Source organism: Burkholderiales bacterium (assembly GCA_036262035.1).
Taxonomy (GTDB): domain Bacteria; phylum Pseudomonadota; class Gammaproteobacteria; order Burkholderiales; family SG8-41; genus JAQGMV01.
In genome coordinates, this window is sequence record DATAJS010000005.1 from 184,548 (window position 1) to 209,523 (window position 24,976).

The 24,976-nt window shown below is 67.1% G+C and carries 27 protein-coding genes; 11 read left to right on the top strand and 16 right to left on the bottom strand.

Annotated features, from left to right (window positions below; genetic code table 11):
• Positions 1–16: 16 nt before the first annotated feature.
• The gene (locus tag VHP37_03800) at positions 17–1,069 is read left to right on the top strand and encodes a tartrate dehydrogenase (GenBank protein ID HEX2825443.1); all 1,053 of its coding nucleotides are present in this window, start codon (positions 17–19) and stop codon (positions 1,067–1,069) included.
• Positions 1,070–1,288: 219 nt separating this feature from the next.
• Here the strand turns inward: VHP37_03800 and VHP37_03805 are convergent, their stop codons facing one another.
• Both VHP37_03805 and VHP37_03810 read right to left on the bottom strand, forming a co-directional pair.
• On the bottom strand, positions 1,289–2,257 hold the full coding sequence (locus VHP37_03805; protein ID HEX2825444.1) for a tripartite tricarboxylate transporter substrate binding protein: 969 nt from the start codon (positions 2,255–2,257) through the stop codon (positions 1,289–1,291).
• Positions 2,258–2,275: 18 nt separating this feature from the next.
• Positions 2,276–3,469: a CaiB/BaiF CoA-transferase family protein gene (locus VHP37_03810; GenBank protein ID HEX2825445.1), complete on the bottom strand. Its 1,194-nt coding sequence runs from the start codon at positions 3,467–3,469 to the stop codon at positions 2,276–2,278.
• A 182-nt stretch (positions 3,470–3,651) separates the two neighbouring features.
• On the opposite strand from VHP37_03810, the gene VHP37_03815 reads away from it, so the two are divergent.
• Entirely contained in the window at positions 3,652–4,008 is a 357-nt protein-coding gene (locus VHP37_03815; GenBank protein HEX2825446.1) for a RidA family protein, read from the top strand.
• 104 nt (positions 4,009–4,112) lie between these two features.
• Here VHP37_03815 and VHP37_03820 read toward each other — a convergent pair whose 3' ends face one another.
• The 3 genes from VHP37_03820 to VHP37_03830 form a co-directional block, all read right to left on the bottom strand.
• Entirely contained in the window at positions 4,113–5,243 is a 1,131-nt protein-coding gene (locus VHP37_03820; GenBank protein ID HEX2825447.1) for a DGQHR domain-containing protein, read from the bottom strand.
• A 184-nt stretch (positions 5,244–5,427) separates the two neighbouring features.
• Positions 5,428–5,757 carry a hypothetical protein gene (locus VHP37_03825; GenBank protein ID HEX2825448.1) on the bottom strand — a complete coding sequence of 110 codons (330 nt, stop codon included), beginning with the start codon at positions 5,755–5,757 and terminating at the stop codon, positions 5,428–5,430.
• A 7-nt stretch (positions 5,758–5,764) separates the two neighbouring features.
• A complete protein-coding gene (locus tag VHP37_03830) occupies positions 5,765–6,130 on the bottom strand; it encodes a hypothetical protein (GenBank protein ID HEX2825449.1) in 366 nt (121 codons plus the stop codon).
• Between the two features lie 161 nt (positions 6,131–6,291).
• On the opposite strand from VHP37_03830, the gene ompR reads away from it, so the two are divergent.
• Together ompR and VHP37_03840 are read left to right on the top strand one after the other, a co-directional pair.
• On the top strand, positions 6,292–7,026 hold the full coding sequence (ompR, locus tag VHP37_03835; protein ID HEX2825450.1) for a two-component system response regulator OmpR: 735 nt from the start codon (positions 6,292–6,294) through the stop codon (positions 7,024–7,026).
• A 105-nt stretch (positions 7,027–7,131) separates the two neighbouring features.
• Entirely contained in the window at positions 7,132–8,439 is a 1,308-nt protein-coding gene (locus VHP37_03840) for an ATP-binding protein (GenBank protein HEX2825451.1), read from the top strand.
• Positions 8,440–8,642: 203 nt separating this feature from the next.
• Here the strand turns inward: VHP37_03840 and VHP37_03845 are convergent, their stop codons facing one another.
• From VHP37_03845 to ispD, 4 genes are read right to left on the bottom strand one after another with little or no spacing between them, the layout of a single operon-like run.
• A complete protein-coding gene (locus VHP37_03845) occupies positions 8,643–9,125 on the bottom strand; it encodes a cyclic nucleotide-binding domain-containing protein (GenBank protein ID HEX2825452.1) in 483 nt (160 codons plus the stop codon).
• A gap of 31 nt (positions 9,126–9,156) precedes the next feature.
• Positions 9,157–9,684 (bottom strand): RNA 2',3'-cyclic phosphodiesterase, encoded by a 528-nt coding sequence (gene thpR, locus VHP37_03850; protein HEX2825453.1) that lies wholly within the window; start codon positions 9,682–9,684, stop codon positions 9,157–9,159.
• Positions 9,684–10,175 (bottom strand): 2-C-methyl-D-erythritol 2,4-cyclodiphosphate synthase, encoded by a 492-nt coding sequence (gene ispF / locus VHP37_03855; protein ID HEX2825454.1) that lies wholly within the window; start codon positions 10,173–10,175, stop codon positions 9,684–9,686. Before ispF ends, thpR begins: the two co-directional genes overlap by 1 nt.
• Entirely contained in the window at positions 10,172–10,864 is a 693-nt protein-coding gene (gene ispD / locus VHP37_03860; protein HEX2825455.1) for a 2-C-methyl-D-erythritol 4-phosphate cytidylyltransferase, read from the bottom strand. The genes ispF and ispD overlap by 4 nt, the downstream gene beginning before the upstream one ends.
• Before the next feature lie 110 nt (positions 10,865–10,974).
• Here ispD and amrB point away from each other — a divergent pair, with 110 nt between their 5' ends.
• The 6 genes from amrB (at position 10,975) to VHP37_03890 (ending at position 20,210) form a co-directional block, all read left to right on the top strand.
• Entirely contained in the window at positions 10,975–11,781 is an 807-nt protein-coding gene (amrB, locus tag VHP37_03865; protein ID HEX2825456.1) for an AmmeMemoRadiSam system protein B, read from the top strand.
• Entirely contained in the window at positions 11,782–12,330 is a 549-nt protein-coding gene (amrA, locus tag VHP37_03870) for an AmmeMemoRadiSam system protein A (protein HEX2825457.1), read from the top strand. It begins immediately after the preceding gene.
• Complete coding sequence (gene amrS / locus VHP37_03875; GenBank protein ID HEX2825458.1) at positions 12,327–13,421, top strand: AmmeMemoRadiSam system radical SAM enzyme; 1,095 nt, start codon at positions 12,327–12,329, stop codon at positions 13,419–13,421. Before amrA ends, amrS begins: the two co-directional genes overlap by 4 nt.
• 144 nt (positions 13,422–13,565) lie before the next feature.
• Entirely contained in the window at positions 13,566–16,979 is a 3,414-nt protein-coding gene (gene mfd, locus VHP37_03880) for a transcription-repair coupling factor (protein HEX2825459.1), read from the top strand.
• A gap of 148 nt (positions 16,980–17,127) precedes the next feature.
• The gene (locus VHP37_03885) at positions 17,128–18,603 is read left to right on the top strand and encodes an ATPase domain-containing protein (GenBank protein HEX2825460.1); all 1,476 of its coding nucleotides are present in this window, start codon (positions 17,128–17,130) and stop codon (positions 18,601–18,603) included.
• A complete protein-coding gene (locus VHP37_03890; protein HEX2825461.1) occupies positions 18,600–20,210 on the top strand; it encodes an ATP-binding protein in 1,611 nt (536 codons plus the stop codon). Before VHP37_03885 ends, VHP37_03890 begins: the two co-directional genes overlap by 4 nt.
• Positions 20,211–20,275: 65 nt before the next feature.
• Here the strand turns inward: VHP37_03890 and VHP37_03895 are convergent, their stop codons facing one another.
• The 3 genes from VHP37_03895 to VHP37_03905 all read right to left on the bottom strand — a co-directional run bounded on the left by VHP37_03895 (position 20,276) and on the right by VHP37_03905 (position 21,423).
• Positions 20,276–20,641 carry a hypothetical protein gene (locus tag VHP37_03895; GenBank protein HEX2825462.1) on the bottom strand — a complete coding sequence of 122 codons (366 nt, stop codon included), beginning with the start codon at positions 20,639–20,641 and terminating at the stop codon, positions 20,276–20,278.
• Positions 20,642–20,724: 83 nt separating this feature from the next.
• Complete coding sequence (locus VHP37_03900) at positions 20,725–21,033, bottom strand: hypothetical protein (GenBank protein ID HEX2825463.1); 309 nt, start codon at positions 21,031–21,033, stop codon at positions 20,725–20,727.
• Between the two features lie 18 nt (positions 21,034–21,051).
• On the bottom strand, positions 21,052–21,423 hold the full coding sequence (locus VHP37_03905; GenBank protein HEX2825464.1) for a hypothetical protein: 372 nt from the start codon (positions 21,421–21,423) through the stop codon (positions 21,052–21,054).
• 105 nt (positions 21,424–21,528) lie between these two features.
• Here VHP37_03905 and serB point away from each other — a divergent pair, with 105 nt between their 5' ends.
• Positions 21,529–22,368, top strand: coding sequence for a phosphoserine phosphatase SerB (gene serB / locus VHP37_03910; protein ID HEX2825465.1), 840 nt, complete (start codon positions 21,529–21,531; stop codon positions 22,366–22,368).
• Here serB and VHP37_03915 read toward each other — a convergent pair.
• The 4 genes from VHP37_03915 to VHP37_03930 form a co-directional block, all read right to left on the bottom strand.
• Positions 22,362–23,399 carry a metal-dependent hydrolase gene (locus tag VHP37_03915; protein HEX2825466.1) on the bottom strand — a complete coding sequence of 346 codons (1,038 nt, stop codon included), beginning with the start codon at positions 23,397–23,399 and terminating at the stop codon, positions 22,362–22,364. The genes serB and VHP37_03915 overlap by 7 nt on opposite strands.
• Position 23,400: 1 nt before the next feature.
• Complete coding sequence (locus VHP37_03920) at positions 23,401–23,721, bottom strand: non-heme iron oxygenase ferredoxin subunit (GenBank protein ID HEX2825467.1); 321 nt, start codon at positions 23,719–23,721, stop codon at positions 23,401–23,403.
• Positions 23,721–24,284 (bottom strand): NifU family protein, encoded by a 564-nt coding sequence (locus VHP37_03925; GenBank protein HEX2825468.1) that lies wholly within the window; start codon positions 24,282–24,284, stop codon positions 23,721–23,723. Before VHP37_03925 ends, VHP37_03920 begins: the two co-directional genes overlap by 1 nt.
• 102 nt (positions 24,285–24,386) lie before the next feature.
• Positions 24,387–24,881: an SUF system NifU family Fe-S cluster assembly protein gene (locus tag VHP37_03930; GenBank protein HEX2825469.1), complete on the bottom strand. Its 495-nt coding sequence runs from the start codon at positions 24,879–24,881 to the stop codon at positions 24,387–24,389.
• Positions 24,882–24,976 lie beyond the last annotated feature (95 nt).

Consider the following 24,976-nt stretch of genomic DNA (forward strand, 5'->3'; position numbering starts at 1 on the left):
ATCCGGAGCTGAGCGCGTGCGCACGTACAGGATTGCGGCAATACCCGGCGACGGGATAGGGATCGAGGTCATCGCGGCAGGCGTGCAGGTGCTCGACGTGCTGGCGCAGCGCGACGGCACGTTCAGGCTCGAGTTCGAGCACTTCCCGTGGAGCAGCGAGTACTTCCTGAAGAACGGCTACTACATTCCGGAAGGGGGTCTTACGAAGCTCAAGACGTTCGACTCGATCTTCTTCGGCGCGGTCGGCGCGCCCAACGTGCCGGACCACGTGTCGCTGTGGGGGCTGCGGCTGCCGATCTGCCAGGGCTTCGACCAGTACGCGAACGTGAGGCCGGCGCGGGTGCTGCCGGGCATCACCAGCCCCTTGCGCGGCGGCGAGGACATCGACTGGGTGATCGTCCGCGAGAATTCCGAAGGCGAATATTCCGGCGCCGGCGGCCGCGCGCACCGCGGACTGCCGGAAGAGGTGGCGACCGACGTCGCGTTGTTCACGCGCACGGGTGTGGAGCGCATCCATCGCTACGCTTTCGAGCTCGCGCGCTCGCGGCCGCGCAAGCACCTCACGCTCGTCACCAAGTCGAACGCGCAGCGTCACGGCATGGTGATGTGGGACGAGATCTTCTACGAAGTCGCGCAAGGCTATCCCGACGTCGAGACGCAGCGCGTGCTCGTGGACGCGGTGACGACGCTGATGGTCGGACGCCCGCGGTCGCTCGACACCGTCGTCGCGACCAACCTGCACGCCGACATCCTCTCCGACCTCGCGGCCGCGCTGACCGGCAGCCTCGGCATCGCGCCGACGGCGAACCTCAATCCCGAGCGCAGGTTCCCGTCGATGTTCGAGCCGATCCACGGCTCGGCGTTCGACATCACGGGCAAAGGCATCGCCAACCCGGTCGCGACGTTCTGGACCGCGTCGATGATGTTGGATCACCTCGGCGAGAAAGACGCCTCCGTGCGGCTCATGAAAGCCGTCGAGGCCGTCACCGCGAAAAAGCTCCACACCCCCGACCTCGGCGGCGAAGCGACGACCGAGCTGGTGACGGAAGCGGTGTGCGACGCGCTTTAACTTCCAAAAGCAATCGACCGCAAAGGACGCCAAGGACGCAAAGGAAAAGCAAAAGCGACGTCAAACGATTCGTCATTCCCGCGCAGCCGGGAATCCATTTTCAAAACCGTCAAAGTCAAATTGGATTCCCGATCACTTCCGCTACCGCGGGTCGGGAATGACGATGTTTATCGCCTCTCCTCTGCGCGCTTCTGTGCGCCTCTGCGTTAAAACACGCCGTCAATCGATCTTGGCGCCGGAGGCTTTCACCGCCTTGCCCCACTTCGCGATCTCGTTCTTGATGAACTGCGCGAAGTGCTCCGGCGTATCCGCGCCGATGTCGCCGCCTTCGGCCGCGAAGCGGTGCTGCACGTCCGGCTGCTTGAGGATGCGCACGAGCTCGCCGTGCAGCCTGGCGAGGACGTCCTTCGGCAGCCCGGCCGGCGCCATCACGCCGTACCAGTTCGTCACCTCGTAGCCCGGTACGCCGGCCTCGGCGATCGTCGGGATGTTGGGCAGCGTCGCCATGCGCTTCGCCGAGGTCACGCCGAGACCGCGGACGCGTCCCGACTGCAGGTGGGGCAGCGCGGGCGGGATGCTGCTCAGGTAGATCGCGATCTCGCCGCCCATCAAGCCGGTGAAAGCCGGCACCGCGCCCTTGTACGGGATGTGCGTCATCCTGATGTTCGTCATCGTCTTCAGCAGCTCGGTGCCGAGATGGCCGGTCGTGCCGTTGCCCGGCGAGCCGAACGTGACCGTATCGGGCTTCGCTTTGGCGATCGCGATCAGCTCCTTCAGGTTCTTCGCCGGAAACGACGGGTGGGCGACGAGCACGAGCGGCGAGGTCAGCGCCAGCGTGATCGGCTGCAGGTCTTTCACCGGGTCGTACGGCAGCTTCGAATACAGCGCCGGCGCGATGCCCACGTTCGCGAGCTGGCCCAGCACGAGGTTGTAGCCGTCCGGCGGCAGCTTGGTCGCGGCGGCGAGGCCGATCGTCCCGCCCGAGCCCGGACGGTTATCGGCGATCACCTGCTGTCCCCACGCCCTGGTGAGCTCGGTCGCCAGCGTGCGCGAGATCACGTCGGTGCCGCCGCCGGGGGGAAACGGGATGATCCAGCGAATCGGCTTGCTCGGATAGTTCTGAGCGTGGGCGGAGAATGCCGCGCAGACGGCAGCCGCGGCGATGCAGGTTCGGGTGATGCGTTTCATGCTTGCTCCTCGGTGTTGTCAACTGCGCGATGCGACGACGTTGCCGCTGACCATCGCATCGATCTGTTGCTCGGTGTAACCCACGCTCGCGAGCGCCTCGCGCGTGTGCTCGCCGGCCTGCGGCACGTCGAGCCGCGTGCCGAAGCGCCGGCCGCCCATCTCGATCGGCAGCACCGGCACCTTGGTCTTCGCGCCGTTCTGCAGCGTCACCGGCGCGAGCCCGCCGGAAGCGTTGAGGTGAGGATCGTCGAAGAGGTCTTCGGGCTTGGCGATGGGCGCGAAAGGCAAGCCCAGCTCCTCGCACTTGTCCATGAGCGCCTGCTTGCTCATCTTCGAGAAGATATCGGTCACGATCGGCAGGATGCGCGGACGCTCTTCGACGCGCTGCGGGTTGGTCTTGAGCGACGGGTCCGCCAGCAGGTCGGTCAGCCCGAACGCTTCGCAGAAGATCTTCCACTGCGTGTCGGTGACGACGCCCACGAAGACGAGCTCGCCGTCCTTCGTCTTGAAATTGTCGTACAGCGCCCATGCGCGGATGCGGTCGGGCATCGGCGTCACGGGCTTGCGGGTGATCAGGCCTTCCATCATGTGCTGCGCCATCAGGAAAGCGCAGCTTTCGTACAAGGCGCTCTGCACGTACTGCCCCTGCCCCGTCTCCTTGCGCTGGTGGAGCGCGCCGAGGATCGCGATCGCCGCGAACATGCCGCCCATCACGTCGATCACCGAAGCGCCGGCGCGCAAGGGTCCGTAGCGCCCGCCGGTCATGTACGCGAGCCCGCCCATCATCTGCACCACCTCGTCGAGGCCGGTGCGATGGTCGTACGGCCCCGGCAGGAAACCTTTCAGCGAGCAGTAGATGATGTCCGGCTTCGCCTTGCGCGCGCCTTCGTAGCCGAAGCCGAGCTTGTCCATCGCGCCCGGACGGAAGTTCTCGGTGACGACGTCGGCGCTCGCGATCAGCTTCAGCACCGCGGCCTTGCCCTCTTCCGATTTGAGATCGACCGCGATGCTCTTCTTGTTGCGGTTGTAGGTCGGGAAGAAGCCCGCGCCGGAAGCGACGAGCTTGCGGGTGTGGTCGCCGTCCAGCGGCTCGACCTTGATCACCTCGGCGCCCATGTCGGCGAGCACGAGGCCGCAGGTCGGCCCCATCACGACGTGGCAGAACTCGATGACGCGGATGCCTGCGAGCGGAAGGCGGCTGGTTGGGCTCATGGGGAACTCCTCGGAGGGAACGCGATTTTAGCCGTGATAGGACGTAGCGCCGCCAGGCGCTCTAAGCGCGCCTTTCGCGCGGCGAGGGTCAGCGAAGCTGGCCCGAAGCAGCGGCGTAGACCTTTCCGCGACTACAATTCGCGCGGGCCGTCGGCCGACGGCAACATCACGGAGAAAGCGAAATGAAAGATATCGTCAGGGTCGACCCGATCGGCGGAAAACTCTCGGACGCCGTAGAGCACAACGGCCTGGTCTACCTCGCGGGACAGGTCTCGGAAAAGCTCGACGGCGACATGAAGGCGCAGACCGAGGACGTGCTGCGCGCGATCGACGCGCTGCTCGCGAAGTGCGGCAGCGACAAGTCGCGGATCCTGACCGCCACCTGCTACATCAAGGACATGAAGCAGAAGCCGGGCATGGACGAAGCGTGGATGGCGTGGGTCGACCGGAGCAATCCGCCGGCGCGGGCGACCGTGCAGGTGGAGCTGGGGTCGCCGGATACGCTCGTCGAGATTCAGTGCATCGCCGCCAAGCGCTGAGGCGCCGCGTCGTCATTCCCGCGAAGGCGGGAATCCATTCCTGAAGTCGAGGCCTTGAAAATGGATTCCCGATCCCGCTCGCGCGGGTCGGGAATGACGGTCCGTCAGTCGCGCGACTTGGCGGGACTTTTGACCTCGATCCCCGCCCATTTCGCGAGATCGCGGTGGATGCGGGCCACGCGCTCGATCTGACCTTTCGCCGGGAAGCGCTCGTAAAAGCCGTCCGCGCGGAAGTTGCGCTGCTGCTCGGACCACGGGGCGAGGCGCTCTTCCCAGCGCTTGACGCGGCCTTCGGGCGGGTCGGCGTCCGCGCGCGCGAGGTCGGCGCAGGCGCGCACCATCGCCTTCAGCGTCACCGGCTTGGTGACCATGTAGTTGTCGTTGCCCCAGGTGTCGCCCCACACCTTCGCCGCGGCCTTGAAGAAGTCGCGGATGATCTCGTAGTACTTCTCGCCTTCGCGGTACAGGTTGGTGTGCGTCTTGATCTTCTTCCAGTCGGCGCTCACCCAGCGGTGCAGCTCGTTGAAGAGCTCCGCCTGCAGGATCCACTTGTCCTGCTGGCTGCGCCCGCCGAGACGGTTGATGCGGTACTGCAGCGGGCTGTCGTCTTCCTTGTACAGGTCTTCGACGAGGCGGGCCGCGAAGCGCCGGTCGGGATCGGCCCACGATACGCGCTCGTAGAGGTCGACGAGGTGCGACTTGTTGATGCGCGTCGGGGTCGAGTTGATGATGACGAACATCTCGGCGGCGAAGTCCTCAGAGCGCCCGTCGAAGATGACGCACGGCACGTTGATCGTCGCCGCTTCGGCCGGATGCTCCTTGAGGTAGAAGCGCAGGGCCGCGAGGCGGTGCTGCCCGTCGATGATGAGGTAGCGCGCGCTCGGCTCCTGGAGGTTGCCGATGGTGTCGCCGTTGGTCGCGGAGAAGCGCAGCGTCTCGGCCGTGAACAGCAGGACGGTGCCGGGGATCGGCGGCTGGCTCACCGCCATCTCGTAGAAATTCCTGAGCGCCCTCACCTTCGCCCTCGAAAGCTGGCGCTGGAAAGCCTCATCGGTGCGCTCGACGCGCGCGATGAACTGGGCGATCTCGTCGTTCTGCGGGACGGTGTGCGGCGCGATGTCCTCACCCTCGCCGTAGAAACGGCTGATGAATCGCACCTTGTCGAGCACGTCCTTGGCAGGGTAGCTGGCGAAGTAGAAAACGCCGTCTTTCTGCCTGATCCGCGTAGCTAGCATTGATCCAGTCTCCCGGCTTCTATTTTTATGCCTGCGACATTCTCGTGCTGCGGCCTGCGGCATACATTCTAGCCGCGGGAGTGTCGCTTGGGGAGAAAAATGGCCGAGAAGGGACGCTTAGCCCACGGATTTGTATGCTTTTGGTCTAGCGTGAAACCCGCGTAAACGCGCCCTGCCGCCGGGGTTACTTGGGATAGCGGCGGCCGTAGAGCTCGCGATTGGCCTTGTCGAGGTCGCGGTGGAAGGAGCGCCGGTCGTCCTCGCTCATGCGCTCGTTGCGGCGGTCGTCGTGGCGGTCCTGGCGCGCGTCGCGGCCGCGGTCCTGCCCGCCGCGCTCGCGCTCCCCGCCCTGGCGGCCGCCGCCCTTCTGCCACTGGGCCTGGGTGATCGCCCCGGCGTCAGACGTAGCCGCGCGCGCGAAAGCGTTCCCGTCCCACGCAGCGGAGGCTGCGGCGGCGGTCGTCAACGCGGCGATCGCGAATGCCAGGCGCAAGCGTTTCATGCGTTCGGTCATGTTTCCATCAGAAGCGCCTGTCGGCGCGGTAGTCATTATAGGCCGGGCCACCGTAATAAGGGCCGCGGTGCTCGCGGTCGCGCTTCTCGAACGCGACCTGCTGCGACAAGGCGTCGAGCCGCGCGTTCAGATGCTGCCACTCGCCCCTGGTCAGATAGCCGTCGGCGCGGAACGCACGCTCGTCGCGCGCGATCAGCCGGAGCTCGTGCCGAAGCCGGCCGTGCTCCCGGCGCGTGAGCTCGCCCGAGCGGCGGCCCTGCTCGATGCGCTGCTCGATCCGGTACTGGCGCTCGTCGATATTGTCCGAAGGGTGGGCGGCAAGCGCGGGCGCCGCCGCCGCGGCCATTGCCAGCGCGCCTATGAGCTTCTTCATGATTCGCGTCCTCGAAGGTGTCGATGTGATGCTATTCGGTTCGACGCGGCGCGGGGCGAGGTGTGCGGGCCAGTTTGTAACACTTTGTTTCCTGCGGTACGAGGGCAATAAACATTTACAAAGGGCTGGAAGCCCCGGGGACTAGCGGCTAGGATGCGCCCATGTCAGAACCCAAGACCAAGGTGCTCGTCGTCGACGACGACGCGCGGCTGCGAGACCTCCTGAACCGCTATCTCGGCGAGCAGGGCTACAGCGTGAAAGCGGTCGCCAACGCGACCGACATGAACCGCCAGCTCGCGCGGGAGCGCTACGACCTCATGATCCTCGACCTCATGCTGCCGGGCGAGGACGGGCTGTCGATCTGCCGGCGCCTGCGCGGCGGCAACGAGGACATGCCGATCATCATGCTCACGGCGAAAGGCGACGACGTCGACCGCATCGTCGGGCTGGAGGTCGGGGCGGACGACTATCTGCCCAAGCCCTTCAATCCGCGCGAGCTCGTCGCGCGCATACAGGCGGTGCTGCGGCGCCGTCCGCCCCCGGCGCCGCCGGGCGCGCCGAGCACCGAGAAGGAGCTCGCGGAGTTCGGCGAGTTCAGGCTCAACCTCGCGACGCGCACGCTCACCAAGGGCGGCGAGGACGTCCCGCTGACCACGGGCGAGTTCGCGCTGCTGAAGGTCCTCGTGCAGCACCCGCGCGTGCCGCTGTCGCGCGACAAGCTGATGGAGCTCGCGCGGGGACGCGAGTTCGGTGCTTTCGACCGCAGCATCGACGTCCAGATCTCGCGCCTGCGCCGCCTCATCGAGCCCGATCCGTCCAAGCCCGCCTTCATACAGACCGTATGGGGCTTCGGCTACGTCTTCATTCCCGACGGCAAGTCCGAAGGTGAAAAGTGAAGGACCGTGAAAAGTGAAACGTGAAACGTGAAACGAAGAGCTCCGTGATACCTACGTTTCCCGTTTCACATTTCACGTTTCACGCCTCATGAGCCGAGCAGGCTCATGAGGCTGTGGCCGCGCTCGCTGCTCTGGCGCAGCGTGCTCCTCATCGCGATCCTGCTCGTGATCGCGAACGTCGCATGGGTGCAGATCTTCCGCGTCAGCGAGCGCACGCCGCGCGCGCGCCAGACCGCGCAGCAGATCGCGAGCGTCATCAACATCACGCGCTGGGCGCTGATCACCGCCGATGCGACGCGGCGCTTCGAGCTCCTGCAGGAGCTGTCCAAGACCGAGGGCATCCAGGTCTACGTGATGGAGCGCGACGAGAAGCTGCAGCCGCTGCCGCCCCGCCCCTTCGTCCAGGAAGTCGCCAGCGAGCTCAAGCGCCAGCTCGGCCCGGACACCCGCATCACGCTCGACCGCGCCGGCATGCACGGCACGTGGGTGAGCTTTTCGATCGACGACGACGCGTACTGGGTCTACATGCCGCGCTCGCGCCTCGAGCGCAACGATCCGCTGCGCTGGGCGGGTTGGGGCGCGCTGGTGCTGATCCTCGCGATGGGCGGGGCGTACTTCATCGTCTCCCGCATCAACCGGCCGCTGCGCGAGCTCACGCGCGCCGCGCTGGCGGTCGGCCGGGGGGCGACGCCGCAGCCGGTGAGCGAGCGCGGGCCGTCCGAGACCGGCACGCTCGCGCGGGCTTTCAACCGGATGTCCGCGGACCTGAAGCGGCTGGACGACGAGCGCATGCTGCTGCTCGCGGGGGTCTCGCACGACCTGCGCACGCCGCTCGCGCGCATCCGCCTCGGGCTCGAGATGATGGATGACCGCGGCGACGCGGAGCTGCGCGAAGGCCTGGTGCAGGACATCGAGGACATCGACGCGGCCATCGGTCAGTTCCTCGACTTCGCGCGGCTGCGCGACGCCGAAGAGCCGGTGGCGCAGAGCGATCTCAACGCGCTCGCGGAGAGCGTGATCGCACGCTACGGGCGCGCGGGCAAACCGGTGCGGTTCGAGCCCGGCGACGTACGACCGCTGTCGCTGCGCCACCGCGCGATGCAGCGCCTGCTCGGCAACCTGATCGACAACGCGTTGAAGCACGGCGGCGCCGCGGGGGTGGACGTGACGACCGGCGCCGAGGGCGGGCACGTTTTCGTCGAGGTCCTCGACCGCGGACCGGGCATCCCGCCCGATGCCGCCGAGCGCATGCTCCAGCCTTTCACCCGCCTCGACACCGCGCGCAGCGGCAGCGGCACGGGGCTGGGCCTGGCGATCGTCGATCGCGTGGCGCGCATGCACGGCGGGCGGGTGTTGCTGCTGCCGCGCGACGGGGGCGGGTTGCGGGCCCGCGTCGAAATCCCGGCTGGTTAAAAGACAAAGTCAAAAGCATCAACACGGAGGACACGGAGGTTCACGGAGGGCACGGAGGAAAAACGTTCGGGTGGCTGTGGCTTCAGGCTATCGCATTCGGACGGAGCGCCGATGCCGGACGCTCGTGGCCGCATCGCTTTCCTCCGTGTCCTCCGTGGCTTTTCCTCCGTGCCCTCCGTGTTGCGCTTTGCTTTTTTAACGCCTCAGCGCCGCACGCGGATCGAGGTCATGCGCAGCCGGCAGGAGAGCACCCGGCCGAGGGCGAAGAGCAGGTCGCGGGCGAGCGCGGGCTCGTCGTCTCCGAAGCGCCTGAACTGATCGAGCTCGAGCCTGAGCAGCGTGCCGTCGGTGACGCCCCAGACGTTCGCCGAGCGCGGCTGACCGTCGAAAAACGACTGCTCGCCGATCACGCTGAAGGGGCCGATGCGGGCCAGGGAAGCGACCGACAGACCGTCCACAACGGTCACGCCGACTTCGAGGGTCCCTTCGGCGACGAAGAACAACCCGCGGTCCACCGCGTCGCGCTGGATCACCACCTCGTTCGCCTTGAACGGGCGTACCTGCGTGTCTTCCAGCAGCTTGCGCCAGTCCGGTGCACCCCAGCCCGGAAGCGCGAGGCAGTCGCTCGCCGCCGTCGGTGTCGCGGCTGCGGCGGCGAAGCTTGCGGCGTAATCGGCAGCTTTCATGACCTGTTCGTTGTGCGCTGCGAAAACCGAATTATACCGGTGGGCGCAACGGCCACCGCGCGAGTACGTCGTAGCGGCCGCCGGCCGACTCCGCCAGCACGAAGTCGCGCGCGCTCCATCGCGGCGCCGCGACATCGGCGGTGCGCGGGGGGCGGCGCGCGTTGCGCACCAGCGTCACGTGAGGCGCGTAAGGGCGATCCTCACCGCGATAACCCGCCGCTGCGAGCGCCGCGGTCAGATCCGCAACGAGCGAGGTCAAGGCCGACGGTGTCTCACGCGCGCCGGCCCAGACGATGCGGTTGTGGCGCCAGTAGCCGAGCACGTCGGTGGCGAGCTCGAACGGGCGCCCCGCCACGCTTGCGGCGCACTCGGCGAGCGTCGTCAGGTCGGAGCGCGCGACGCCCCCGACGAAGAACAAGGTGAGGTGGATCCTGGCGGCGGCGGTCGCACGGCCTGCGCATTCGGCCTGGGCCCGGACAGCGGCAGCGGAGAGCGCGGCGCGCACCGCGTCTTCGGGCCAGAGCGCGAAGAAGACGCGCGCGCGCTCGCCCGCGGCCATCAGTCGGTGAGGCGCTCGGGCGGGCGCTCGATCAGGGCCACCGCTTCGGCGGCGATGCCCTCCCCGCGGCCGATCGCGCCGAGCCCCTCGGCGGTCTTCGCCTTGACGTTGACGTCGGCGGCGTCGATGCGAAGATCGGCCGCGATGTTCTCGCGCATACGCGGGATGTGCGGGGCCATCTTCGGCGCCTGCGCTTGAATCGTGCAGTCGACGTTCACCACGCGATAGCCGTTGTTGAGCAACAGGCCGTGCACGTGACGCAGCAGCTCGCGGCTGTCCGCGCCTTTGTATTTCGGGTCGGTGTCGGGAAAATGCGTGCCGATATCGCCGAGGCCTGCCGCGCCGATCAGCGCATCGCAGATCGCGTGCAGCAGCACGTCGGCGTCCGAATGCCCCTTGAGCCCGCGATCGTAGGGGATGTCGACGCCGCCGATGATGAGCCTGCGGCCCGTGACGAGCGCGTGGATATCGAAACCCTGGCCGATTCTCATGTCGACGCTTTCAGGATGACCTCCGCCAGCTCGAGGTCCTGCGGGTAGGTGACCTTGAGGTTGCGGATCTCGCCCATGACGAGACGCGGCTTGAGCCCGAGGCGCTCGACGGCCGAAGCTTCGTCGGTGACGCCGGCGGCACAACTTCGGCGCAGCGCCTCGACGAGAAAGCCGTAGCGGAACATCTGCGGCGTCTGCGCCTGCCACAGCCCGTCGCGGCTCGCGGTGGCTTCGACGCGCGCATCAAGGTTCGCACGCTTGAGGGTGTCCGCGACCGGGATCGCGAGCAGGCCGCCGGCGTCGTCTTCGCCGACCTCGTCGATGAGCCTCGCGAGCGCCGCGCGGGACAGGCACGGCCGCGCCGCGTCATGCACCAGCACCCAGTCGCCGCCCGCGACCGCATCGCGCGCGGCGATCAGGCCGTTGTAAACGCTCGCCGCCCGCGTCTCGCCGCCGCAGTAGAGCGGCTGCACGCGGTCCGCGAGATCGCCGAACCCCGCTTCACGAAAATCGCGGTCGCCGGGTGACAGCACGAGAAAAACCTGCTCGATGCGCGCGTCGGCCGCGAGGCGGCTCAGTGTGTGGTGCAGCATCGGACGTCCGGCGAGGGGAAGATACTGCTTCGGGGTGCTGCTGCCGAGGCGGGAACCGGAGCCTGCGGCTGGAACGAGCGCGAAGTAGCGGTGCATGAAACGTTTTCGCCGGATGGACGCGCGATTTTAGCGCCTCACGGCTCTTTTCTTGCCGTACATTGTTCACAGCGCCTTGATTCGGGGCTCACGGCCCCCACATGACTTCGATGACTACCCCTGCCAGCAGCTCGGTGCGCCGCCCCGCCGTCGCGGGCCTCTTCTATCCGGGCGAACCGGACGAGCTTTCGCGTACGGTGTCGGACATGCTCGCCGCCGCCGCTCCGCACGCGGGCAAACCGCCGAAAGCGATCATCGCGCCGCACGCGGGCTACATCTATTCGGGGCCGATCGCCGCCAGCGCCTACGCGCTGCTCGCGCCGCTGCGCCACATCGTCAAGCGCGTGGTGCTGCTGGGACCCACGCATCGCGTGGCAGTGCGGGGCCTCGCCCTGCCCGCGTCGAGACACTTCTCGACGCCGCTCGGCACGGTCGAGATCGACCTCGATGCGGCGCAGCAGCTGCGAGGCCTGCCGCAGGTCGGGGTGAGCGAAGAAGCGCACGCGCTCGAGCACTCGCTCGAAGTGCACGTGCCGTTCCTCCAGACCGTGCTCGCGGATTTCAGGCTGGTGCCGCTCGCGGTGGGACACGCGAGCGCCGAGGAAGTCGCGCAGGTGATCGAAGCGCTGTGGGGCGGGCCGGAGACGCTGATCGTCGTCAGCTCGGACCTGTCGCACTACCTGCCGTACGCCCAAGCGCAGGGTACAGACCGCGCGACCGCCGATTCGGTGCTCCGGCTCGAGACGCACATCGACCACGAACAGGCGTGCGGCGCGACGCCGGTCACGGGCCTCACGCTCGCGGCGCGCCAGCATGGGCTCAAGCCCGAGCTGCTCGATCTTCGCAACTCCGGCGACACCGCGGGCGACAAGTCGCGCGTCGTCGGTTACGCCTCTTTCGCTTTCTACGGACAGTAAATGGACCTGCACGCCGGACAAATCCTCCTGCCCATCGCACGCGCCGCGATCGCACGCGAGCTCGGGCGCAACGCCGAGGCGGCCGAAGACGCCTCGTTCCTGCGCGAGGCGGGCGCGACCTTCGTCACGCTCAAGCACGGCGACCAGCTGCGAGGCTGCATCGGCTCGCTGCAGGCGTATCGGCCGCTGCTCGCGGACGTGAAATCGAACGCGGTCGCCGCGGCTTTCCGCGATCCGCGCTTCCCGCCGCTCGCGGCTCCGGAGCTCGATGCGACGCGCATCGAGGTTTCGTTGCTGTCGCCGCAAGAACCGATGTCGTTCCAAGACGAAGCCGACGCGCTCGCGCAGCTGCGGCCCGGCATCGACGGCATCGTGTTCGAGTACGGCTGGCATCACAGCACGTTCCTGCCGCAGGTGTGGGAAGATCTTCCCGACCCCGCGGAATTCCTGATGCACCTCAAGCACAAAGCGGGTCTTCCGCCGGACTTCTGGGATCCGGACGTGAAGCTCGCGCGCTATACGGTCGCCAAATGGACCGAGAACCGATGAACGATACGACCGACGCCAATCTTTTCCCCGGCCGCTGGTATCACATGCTCGACGACGGCCGCATGCAATGCGACCTGTGTCCGCGCGACTGCCGGCTGCACGAAGGCCAGCGCGGCGCGTGCTTCGTGCGCCAGCGCGTCGGCGACCGGATGATGCTGACGACCTACGGACGCTCGTCCGGTTTCTGCATCGATCCGATCGAGAAGAAGCCGCTGAACCATTTCTACCCCGGCTCCAGCATCCTCTCGTTCGGCACCGCCGGCTGCAACCTCGCGTGCAAGTTCTGCCAGAACTGGGACATCAGCAAGTCGCGCGACATGGACCGGCTGCAGGATCAGGCGTCGCCGGAAGCGATCGCGATCGCGGCCTCGCAGCACGGCTGCAAGTCGGTCGCGTTCACCTACAACGATCCGGTGATCTTTGCCGAGTACGCGATGGACATCGCCGACGCATGCCACGCGCACGGCGTGAAGACCGTCGCGGTCACCGCGGGCTACATCCATCCCGAGCCGCGGCGCGAGTTCTACGCCAGGATGGACGCGGCGAACGTCGACCTCAAGGCGTTCACCGACGAGTTCTACTTCAAGCTCTGCGGCGCGCACCTTGCGCCGGTGCTCGATACGCTCGAGTATCTCAAGCACGAGACCGACGTCTGGTTCGAGATCACGACCCTGCTGATTCCGGGCAAGAACGACAGCGATGAAGAGCTGACCGCGATGTGCAAATGGATCATGAAGGCGCTCGGCCCCGACGTGCCGCTGCACTTCACCGCCTTCCATCCCGATTACAAGATGGGCGACATCCCCGCGACGCCGGCGGCTACGCTCACGCGCGCGCGCAACATCGCGCTGAAAGAAGGCCTGCACTACGTCTATACCGGCAACGTGCACGACGCGGCGGGCGGCGCGACCTACTGCACCGGCTGCAAGAAACCGCTCATCGTGCGCGACTGGCACCGGATCGAGGACTACAAGCTGACGCCCGAAGGCGCCTGCCCCGATTGCGGCACCAGGGTGCCGGGGCGGTTCGAGGCGTTCGACAAGCAGTTCGGGAGACGGCGCATTCCGCTGTTCCTGAACAGAGCGGCTTGACGCGCGTCGCGGGATCGCCACGGCGGTCCTGCCGGAACCGCCTCGCGATGACGATGGGTGTCATTGCGAGGAGCGCAAGCGACGAAGCAATCCCGGTGCGGCCGGCACTCAGTCTCTATAATTCCCGACTTTTCCGCAGGTAACATGCTTCACCTCCCCGTGCCCGACGCCGGGCGCCGCGAATACACCGCGCCTTTGCACGGCTCCTCGGACGCGCTCGCCATCGCGACGCTGGCTGCACGCGCGCGGCCGCTCCTGGTCGTCACCGAGAACGCGTGGGACGCGCAGCGCCTGATCGACGAGATCCCGTATTTCGAGCCGAAGCTCAAGGTGCATCTGTTTCCCGACTGGGAGACGCTGCCGTACGATCATTTCTCGCCGCACAGCGATCTCGTGTCGGAACGGCTCGCGACGCTGTACCAGACGATGCACGGCGAGTTCGACGTCGTCATCGTCGCGGTGACGACCGCGCTCTACCGCCTGCCGCCGGTGTCGTACCTCGCCGGCCACACCTTCTTCTTCAAGCAGGGCGACAAGCTCGACGGCGCGGAGCTGCGCCGGCAGTTGACGCTCGCGGGTTACGCGCACGTGACGCAGGTCGTAGCACCCGGCGAGTACAGCTTCCGCGGCGGTCTCATCGACCTTTTTCCCATGGGCAGCGCAGTGCCCTACCGCATCGACCTCTTCGACGACGAGATCGAGACGATCAGGAGCTTCGACGTCGACAGCCAGCGCAGCATCTATCCGGTGAAGGACGTGCGGCTGCTGCCCGCGCGCGAGTTCCCGATGGACGAGGACGCGCAGAAGCGCTTCCGCCGCAACTTCCGCGAGGCGTTCGAAGGCGATCCTTCGCGCTCGCGCGTCTACAAGGACGTCTCCAAGGGCATCGCCACCGCGGGCATCGAGTACTACATGCCGCTCTTCTTCGAGGGCACCGCGACGATCGCCGATTACCTGCCGGAGAACACCACGGTGTGCGTGTACCCGCGCCTGGCGACGTGCATCGACGCGTTCTGGAGCGATACGAACAGCCGGCACTCGCTGCTCAAAGGCGATCTCGCCAACCCGGTGCTGCCGCCGAAGGCGCTGTTCCTCGCCGCCGACGAGCTCTTCGGCGCGCTGAAGGACTACCCGAGGCTCGAGCTCACGGGTGCAGAAAGCGGGAGCGAGCAGGAGGCGGCGACGGAGTCGCTGCCTCCGCTCGCCGTGGAACGTCGAGCCGACGATCCGCTGCACCGCATACGCGCCTTCGTCGACGGCTACGACGGACGCGTGCTGCTGCTCGCCGAGAGCGCCGGACGCCGCGAGACCATGCACGAGTACTTCCTCGAGCATGCGCTGTCCACCGCCGCGGCCGCGACGTTCGAGGACTTCGTCACCTCGAACGAGAAGGTGATGCTCGGCAGCGGGCCGCTGCACAACGGGTTCGTGCTGAAGAGCGCCCGCCTCGCGATCGTCACCGAGAACGAGCTCTATGCGGCGCAGGTCCGGCAGCAGCGCACCCAGCGCGAAGTGCGGCGCGCGACCAACGAGTACATGCTGCGCGACCTGTCGGAGGTCAAGGTCGGCGATCCCGTCGTGCACGAGCAGCACGGCATCGGCCGCTACCTCGGCCTGCAGAGCATGGATCTCGGCGAAGGCGAGACCGAGTTCCTCACGCTCGAGTACGCGGACGGCGCGAAGCTCTACGTCCCTGTCTCCAGCCTCGACCTCATCAGCCGCTACAGCGGCGCGTCGCCCGAACAGGCGCCGCTGCACACGCTGGGGAGCGGACAATGGGAGAAGGCCAAGCGCAAGGCGGCGCAGCAGGTGCGCGACACCGCGGCCGAGCTGCTGCACATCTATGCGCAACGCGCCTCGCGCGTCGGCCACGAGTTCCAGGTGAAGCAGCACGACTACGAGGCGTTCGCCGAGAGCTTCCCGTTCGAGGAGACCGCCGATCAGGCCGCCGCGATCACTGCCACGGTCGAGGATCTCAAGAGCAACAAGCCGATGGACCGCCTCGTCTGCGGAGACGTCGGCTTCGGCAAGACCGAGGTCGCGCTGCGCGCGGCGTTCGTCGCGGTCGCCGACGGCAAGCAGGTCGCGGTGCTGGTGCCGACGACGCTGCTCGCCGAGCAGCACTTCAACACGTTCTCCGACCGCTTCGCCGACTGGCCGGTGAAGATCGCCGAGCTCTCGCGCTTCCGCACCACCGCGGAAACGAACGAAGCGCTCAGAGGCATCGCCGAAGGCAGGATCGACATCGTCGTCGGCACGCACAAGCTGGTGCAGGGCAACGTCAAGTTCAAGAACCTCGGGCTCGTCATCATCGACGAGGAGCACCGCTTCGGCGTGCGCCAGAAGGAGCGGCTGAAAGCGCTGCGCGCCGAAGTCGACGTGCTGACGCTCACCGCGACGCCGATCCCGCGCACGCTCGCGATGTCGCTCGAAGGGCTGCGCGATTTCTCGGTCATCGCGACGGCGCCGCAGCGGCGGCTGGCGATCAAGACCTTCGTCTCGCGCTACAGCAAGGCGCTGATCCGCGAAGCGGTGCTGCGCGAGCTCAAGCGCGGCGGCCTCGTGTACTTCCTCCACAACGAAGTCGATTCGATCGGACAGATGGAGGAGATGCTGATGAAGCTCGTGCCCGAGGCGCGCATCCGCATCGCCCACGGCCAGATGCGCGAGCGCGAGCTCGAGCACGTCATGCGCGACTTCTACCAGCAGCGCTTCAACGTGCTGCTGTGCACGACGATCATCGAGACCGGCATCGACGTGCCGACCGCCAACACCATCATCATCAACCGCGCCGACCGCTTCGGTCTGGCGCAGCTCCACCAGCTCCGCGGCCGCGTCGGCCGCTCGCACCATCAGGCGTACGCCTACCTGCTGCTGCCGGAAGAAGGCAACGTCACTGCCCAGGCGAAGAAGCGGCTGGAAGCGATCCAGATGATGGAAGAGCTGGGCTCCGGCTTCTTCCTGGCGATGCACGACCTCGAGATCCGCGGCGCGGGCGAAGTGCTGGGCGAGTCGCAGAGCGGCGAGATGCAGGAGGTCGGTTTCAACCTCTACTGCCAGATGCTCGACACCGCGGTGAAGTCGCTGAAAAACGGCCGGGAGCCCGATCTCAGCCAGCCGCTGGGCATCAACACCGAGATCAACCTGCACGTCCCGGCGCTGCTGCCGAACGACTACGTCGCCGACGTGCACGAGCGGCTCGTCCTGTACAAGCGCCTGGCGAGCGCCGAGAACGAGGACGAGCTCACGCTCCTGCGCGAGGAGCTGATCGACCGTTTCGGCCCGCTGCCCGATCAGGCGCGCGCGCTGGTCGAAAGCCATCGCCTGCGGCTGCTCGGCAAGCCGCTCGGCATCGCGCGCGTCGACGCGACCGACGCGGCGGTGCAGCTGCAGTTCGTGCCGAATCCGCCGATCGAGCCGATCAAGGTGCTGAAGCTCGTGCAGAGCCGCCGCAACTACAAGCTCGCGGGCCCGAACGGGATACGCATCGAAGCCAAGCTGCCCGATCTGCCGTCGAAGATGACCGCGATACGGCAGGCTTTTACGGAGTTGGGTTAGCGCGAAACTGGCATACCTCTTGCAACGGGCGCGTCGAACTTACACTGCGAACTCCCTTGTCATATTCATTGATCGACATCGACCCGTGGCGACTCCAGGAGAACACACCAGAGAGGGTGCGGCGCCCTCGTCTTCCGACCAAGGACGTCTGTCCGGCCTCGCCGCGACCGGAATCAAGGGCCTCGACGAAGTTCTCGCCGGGGGTCTCACCCGCGAACGACTGTATCTCGTCGAGGGCCCGCCGGGCGCTGGCAAGACTACAACCGCGCTGCAATTTTTACTGGAAGGCCGGGCACGCGGCGAGAGCGGCCTCTACATCACCCTCTCGGAGACGAAGCAGGAGCTGACGGCGGTCGCGACGTCGCACGGCTGGACGCTCGACGGCCTGCACCTGTTCGAAGTGACGCCGTCCCAGGACGCGCTGCGCAGCGACCAGCAGTACACCGTGTTCCATCCGTCCGAGGTCGAGCTTTCCGAGACCACGCGAGCGATCCGCGAGATCGTCGATCGCGTGAATCCCAGCCGCGTCATCTTCGATTCGCTCTCGGAGCTGCGGCTCCTCGCCGGGTCCACATTGCGCTACCGGCGGCAGGTCCTCGCGCTGAAGCAGTTCCTCGCCGAGCGCAAATGTACCGTGCTCGTGCTCGACGACTCTTCGACCGCCGACCACGAGCTGCACGTCCAGACGCTTGCGCACGGCATACTCGTACTCGAGCGCAACCAGCCCGAATACGGCAACGAGCGCCGGCGGCTGCACGTGCTGAAGTATCGCGGGCACGCCTACAGCGGCGGCTATCACGACTTCGTCATCCGCAAGGGCGGCCTCGTCGTATTCCGGCGCCTAGTCGCGAAGGAAGCGCGCCACGGCTTACAGGCCGAGAAGCTCGCGAGCGGCATCGCGGGAATCGATGCATTGATGGGCGGCGGCATCGAACGCGGGACGAGCACGCTCATCGCGGGCGCGGCGGGGTGCGGCAAATCGACGCTGGCGGTCGGTTTCGCCGTGTCGGCCGCAGAGCGCGGCCAGCGCGCCGCGATGTTCCTCTTCGACGAGAGCGTGAGCACGCTGATGAGCCGGTGCGACGGGCTCAATCTGCAGGTTCGCCGCCACATCGAATCGGGGCACGTGACGGCCCAGCAGGTCGATCCCGCCGAGCTGTGCCCGGGTGAGCTGATGCACGCCATCATCGACGCCGCCGACGGCGGCGCGTCGGTGATCGTGATCGACAGCCTCAACGGCTATCTCAACGCGCTGCCCGAAGAGCGCTTCCTGCTGATACAGCTTCACGAGCTCCTGACCTATCTCGGGGAGCGCGGCGTAGCGACGATCCTCGTCGGCGCGCAACGCGGAATCATCGGATCGAACATGGCGACGCCCGCCGACGCGAGCTATCTCGCCGACGCCGTCGTGCTGCTGCGATATTTCGAATCCGGCGGCGAGGTGCACCAGGCGATCTCGGTCGTGAAGAAACGCGGCGGCGCCCACGAGCGGACGATCCGGGAGTTCCGGCTCACCGCCGGCGGTATCGAAGTCGGCGAGCCGCTGCGCCAGTTCCGCGGCGTGCTCACCGGGGTGCCGGTCTACGACGAGCGCTCGGCCATGCCGCTGAAAGAGGGGGCGTGACGGTGCTGCCGGGCCCGCGGTCCGAGATCGACGAGCGCGTGCTGATGCTCGCGCCCACCGGCCGCGACGGCGAGCTCATGTGCAGCGTGCTCGAGGACGCCGGCGTGCGCTGCAAGCGATGCGCGGACATGCTCGAGCTGTGCAGCAGCCTGCACGAAGGCGGCGCGGCGCTGCTCATCGCCGAGGAGGCGCTCGCCGACGGCGCGTATCGCGACCTCATCGCGGTGCTGGCGCAACAGCCGCCGTGGTCGGAGCCGCCGATCCTCCTGCTGTCCGAACGCGGGGCCGACTCGGAGATCATCAACGAGGCGCTCGACAACCTCGGCAACGTCACGGTGCTCGAGCGCCCGACGCGCGTGCCGACGCTCGTCTCGGCGGTGCACAGCGCGCTGCGCTCGCGCAGCCGCCAGTACCAGATCCGCTCCTACATCGCCGAGCGCGAGGGCTACGCCGAAGCGCTGCGCGCCGCGGACCGCCGCAAGGACGAGTTCCTCGCCACACTCGCGCACGAGCTTCGCAATCCACTGGCGCCGATGCGCACCGCGCTCGAGATCATGCGCATCGCGCCGAAGAACGAAAGCGCGCGCGACCAGGCGCAGTCGGTGCTCGAGCGGCAGGTGCGCCAGATGGCGCGCCTCATCGACGATCTGCTCGATCTCTCTCGCATCAGCCACGGCAAGCTCGAGCTCAGGCGCGAGCCGGTGACGCTGCGCGCGGTCATCGACAGCGCGATCGAGCTCACGCGGCCGTCGATCGAGGCGCTCGGTCACGCGCTCGAGGTCGATCTGCCCGCGGAACCGCTCCACCTCAACGCCGACCCCACGCGGCTCTCGCAGGTGTTCTCCAACCTGCTCAACAACGCCGCCAAGTACACGCCGCACAGCGGACACATACGCCTGAGCGCCGAGCGCCGCGGCGACGAGGTGTGCGTGCGGATCAAGGACAACGGCATCGGCATCGCGCCGGAGAACCTGCAGCGGGTGTTCGAGATGTTCACGCAGGTCGGCCGCTCGCTGGAGCAGAGCCGCGGGGGCCTGGGCGTCGGGCTGTCGCTCTCGCAGTGGCTGGTCCGCCTGCACGGCGGCGCGATCGAAGCGCACAGCGACGGATTGAACAGAGGCAGCGAGTTCGTCGTGCGCCTGCCGCTCGCCGCACCGGCGCCGGCGGCGAAGCCGCTCGCCGGCAGTACTTCGGCGCGGCCGCACGCTATTCCCAAGCGCGTGCTGGTGTGCGACGACAACCGCGACTTCGCCGACAGTCTCGCCTCGATGCTGAGGCTTGCCGGCAACGAGGTGTGCGTCACCTACGACGGGCTGGAAGCGGTCGCCGCGGCGGGCATCTGGCGCCCCGACGTCGTGCTGCTCGACATCGGCATGCCGCATCTGAACGGTTACGAGACCGCGCGCCGCATCGGAGACGGGCTCGCCGAGCGCAAGCCGCTGCTCGTGGCGATCACGGGCTGGGGACAGGAAGAGGACCGCCGGCGCTCAAGCGCCGCGGGTTTCGCGCATCACTTCGTGAAGCCGGTCGATCCGGCGACGATCATCCGCGTCGTCGCGGGCGCCGCTTCGACCGATGCGATGGACGACGAGCGGACGCCGGCGTGACGCGAAGCGCCGAACACTGAAAAAGGAAAAGGTCGGCGCGTTCGACGCGCCGACCCGATATCCGCTTACTTGCTGGTCGACGACGAGCTCGAGCCGCTGGGGCTGCTCGAAGACGCAGACGAACCGCCGCTCGGGGTGCTCGACGACGAAGAGCCGCCCATGGCGCCGCCGCCGCTGCTGCTCGAGGTGCCGCCCGATGCCGACGAGGACGAGTCGGTGCTCGGCGCGGTCGTGGTCGACGACGAAGAAGACGAGCCGCCCGGCACGACGACCGTCTCTTTCTTCTCGGTCGTGGTCGACGACGAGGAAGAACCGCTCGGAGCAGCGGTTGAGCCGCCCGGCACGACCGTGGTCGATTCCTTCTTCTCGCATGCCGCAAGCGCCAATGCACCCATCACCAACAACAGATACCCGCTACGTTTGATGTTCACGCTTCTCTCCTCTGAGGGTTCACACACGCAAAAATGCACTGCCGGTTTAGCAATTGATGTGCCGGCCCGGGGAACTTTCCTCGCTAAAGGCGTTCCATGGCCGTCGCGCGCACCACGAGCTCGTCCTGGGCAAAGCGGGTTTCCAACGCCGCGCGATAGCGCGACCACCAGTCGCGGTCGAGATGATCGACCATCACCTCGAACATGACAACTTCATCTTTATCGACGGGGCCGTCGCCTTCGCGCCAGGAACCCTCGGCCGGCGAGCGCAGGTACGCAGTCACCCCGCCGTGACGATCGGTAAGTTCGTCCGCGACGTCTGCAAAGCTCGCGCTGGAGAAGCGCTGTCCGGAATTGTCGTACAGCGGCAGGAGGAGCTGGACCAGGTACATCGCCCCTCCCAAGGTGGATCAGCGCCCGGTGTCCTCGCTCTCGTCTTCGATATCGACATCGGGCACCCGCTCGATGTGATCGGGCAACACGTCGCGATTCGCGGCGCCGCCGGGGTCCCTTCCCGCCGTCATGTGCTCGCCGGTACCGACCGAATCCGAATCGCTGTCCAGATCCGAGTCGCCGATGTCCACGCCGGCCGTGGGGGCGCGCGTCTCGAGGTCCTCGTTCGTGCCGTGGTCGAGCCCGATGACATCGCCTTCGATGATGCCCGGACCGCCCGCGATGTCGCTCGCGCTGTCGCTGGTGTCGCTGGGCCCGAGCGCGCCGGTGCCGTGCCCTTTCTGGATCTCGCGGTCCTTACCACGGCCGCCCATCAATGTGCTCGCCATAGCTGTCTCCTTTGCCCCGGCAGCCGCAAGCTGTGTGCCCAGGTGGGTGAAAACCTTGCAGGGGCCTCGGTATAATCGCGCCCTTTGCGCATTCGCTTTCGCAATATGGACCTGATCCTCCAAGGCACCGAGATCGAAACCGGCGATCTGAAGAACGCCGCGAAGCTCACCGGCTCGCAAGGCATCGAGCAGATGACGCCGAACGCTTTCCGGCTGCGCGGTGCGCGTGCCGACGACGGCGTCGCGGCGCTGTGCGAAGCCGCGCGCCTCGACTACGGCTACGTGCCGGATGGGCGCCGCCTGTCCGATTTCCGTCTGCTCGTGATGGACATGGATTCCACGCTCATCACGATCGAGACGATCGACGAGCTCGCCGACATGGTCGGGCTGAAAAAGGAAGTCGCGGCGATCACCGAAGCCGCGATGCGCGGCGAGATCGAATACAACGAGAGCCTGCGCCGCCGCGTCGCGGTGCTCGAGGGCCTCGGCGAGGACGCGCTCGCGCGCGTGTTCGACGAGCGCGTGAAGCTCACGCCCGGCGCCGACAAGCTGCTCGCGGCGGCGAAAGCCTCGGGCCTGAAAACTCTCCTCGTCTCCGGCGGTTTCACCTACGTGACCGATCGGCTCAAAACGAAGCTCGGGCTGGATTACACGCGCTCCAACTGCCTCGAGCTCGCCGACGGCAAGCTCACCGGCGAAGTCATCGGCGAGATCGTCAATGCCGACCGCAAGCGCGAGGCGCTGCTCGAAGTGCGCGACCTGCTCGGGATCCGTCGCGAACAGATCGTCGGCATCGGCGACGGCGCGAACGATCTGAAGTTCATGGGCGAATGCGGCGTCTCCATCGCGTACCACGCGAAGCCCATCGTGCGCGGTCAGACGACGTACGCGCTGAACTACGTCGATCTCTCAGGCGTGCTGCCGCTCTTCAACCACGGTCAGTAAACCGCGCGGCGCGCCTCGCCCAGCAACTGGAACGGCTTCCATGCGGCGTCGCCGTCGCGGCACATCCCGTACAGGAAAGGGGTGTTCCTCCCCGGCGTGAGGAATCGCAGGTCGTGGAACCACACGCAGGGGCCCGCGCCGTCGACCCGCAGGAGCGCAGGGTAGGCGGCGAACCAGCGGAAGAAGCGAAACGACGGCTGCGTATACGCTTCGCGCGCGAGCGCGAGCTCGTCGCCGGCGCCGTACACGCCGGCCGGCATCCACTCCGCGTCGGCGAGCGGCCGATACGGCGCGTCGAGCCGGTCGATGAACGGCGTCTCGGCGCCGGGCTCCGGCAGGGCGCGCTTGCGCACCAGGTTCACGTGGGCGTAGCGGTAGCGTCCGTCGTGCTCGACGAACACCGTCCAGTTGAACGGCGACACCGGCCGCGGCACCGCGCTGACGCGCGCGCCATCGAGTCCCGCTGCGCTCGCATAGCGCCTGCCGAAGTCGACGGCCTGCTGCTGGAGCGTCCACTGGAAGCCGACGTAGCCCGCGAGCACCGCAAGACCGATGACGGCCGGCGCGCGCGTTCGGCGCCATAGTGCCGATGCCGCGAGTCCCGCGAGGATGATGCCGCTGAACCACAGGTCGATGATGAACGTCGTCGACAGCGCGTAACGCGCATCCGACAGCGGCGCGAAGATCATGGTGCCGAACGACGTGATGAGATCGCCCGCGATGTGCGCGACGATACCGATCGCGGCGATGCCCAGATACGCGCGATAGGAAGGCTTGAAGCGCCACAGCAGCGCGAACGCCAGCGCCACGAATGCCGCCCACAGCGGCAGCAGCAGCAACGAATGCGTGACGCCGCGGTGCTGGTGCAGATACGTGAGCGGGCCCATGTAGCCGGTCACGAAATCGAGATCGGGAAAAGCCGCCGCCGCGGCGCCGACGAGCATGCGCCGGCCAAGCGGCAGCGCATCCGCGCGCGACGCAGTCGCGCGCGCAATCAACGCGCCGCTCAGCGCATGGGTAAGCGTGTCCAGTTCAGTCCCATCGGTCGTCCCGCACCTGCACCTCGCCGTTCTCGACGCGCACCGGAAACTTCGCCGTCGGCTCGTAGGCCGGCGCGGTGAGCGCCTCGCCGGTGCGGATGCAGAAGCGCGCGCCGTGGCGCGGGCACACGATCTCGTCGCCTTCGATCGAGCCGCCGGTGAGCTGGCCGCCGTCGTGGGTGCAGACGTCCTCGATCGCGTAATACGTGCCGTCGATATTGAAGACGACGATGCGCGCGTCGTCGATGTCGGCCGCGCGCCACTGTCCCGGCGCGAGCTCGTCGGCGCGCGCGACGGTGACCCAGTCGCTCATCAGACCGCGACGACTTCGATGTCCGGCTCGATCTGCTTCACCAGGCTCTCGATGCCCGCGAGCGTCCCGGACAGCGAGCTCGGGCAGCTTCCGCACGCGCCCTGGTAGTGGACGGTGAGCGTGTTGCCCTGGAGGCCGAGCACGTAGAGGTCGCCGCCGTCGCCCTGGAGATAGGGCCGCACCTGCTCGTCGAGGATCTCGTTGATGCGGTCGAGCCGCTCGCGGTCGACCTCGGACATCTCGGACACGTCGGGCGCGGCGGCCTGAGACGTCATGGCGGCGGTGTTCTCGTCGGCGGCGGGCGCTTCGCGGATCGGCTTGGCCAGATCGCGCAGAAGCTCGTCCCAGTCGGCCTGGCCGTCCTGCGTCACGGTGATCCAGTGGTCGACGTAGAACACGTTCGTCACGTGCTCGATGTCGAACAGCGCCGCCGCGAGCGTATCGTTCTCGGCCGCGCCGGCATTGTCGTACGACCGCGTGATCCCCCAGGTGAGCGGCTCCTTGAGGATGAACTTCATCGCGTTCGGATTCGGCGTCGGCTCTATTTCGGCGATCTTGGGCATCGTCTAGTCTAGTGTTGAGTGTTTAGTGTTGAGTGTTGAGTGGGGTTGAAGTGATTTTTCACTAAACACTCAACACTCAACACTTGACACTCGGCGTTGGCGTTAGGCAACGCCGCCGGGCGTCGGCTCGTGCATCGGGTCGTCGTCGGCCTCGGTCGACGTCGTGCCCATCGAGTTCAGCGCAGCGTGCAGGGTGTGCCAGGGCAGGATCGCGCACTTCACGCGCGTCGGCAGGTCGCGCACGCCGGAGAACACGGTCAGCCGGCCGAGGTGATGAGGCTGATTGGCCGTGTCGAGGTTGCCGGTGGCCATGTCGCGAAATTCCTGGATGAGCTGCTCGGCATCCGCGCGCGGCTTGCCCTTCACCGCGGTCGTCATCATCGACGCCGAAGCCTTGCAGATCGCGCACGACTCGCCTTCGAACGCGATCGCTTCCAGCGTCTCGCCGTTGACCTTCACGCCGAGCTGCAGGCGGTCGCCGCACAGCGGGTTCAGGCCTTCGGCCTGATGCGTCGCGTCGGCGAGCGCCCCCCAGTTCCGGGGCTTCTTGTTGTGGTCCAGGATCACTTCCTGGTAGAGCTGTTTGGAATCAGCCATTTTTCGTAAGAGGTGAGGAGATGAAGGTGATGAGAGTGATGAGATGAAGGTGATGAAGCGGTTCTTGTCACCTTTATCTCATCACCTTTTCCTCA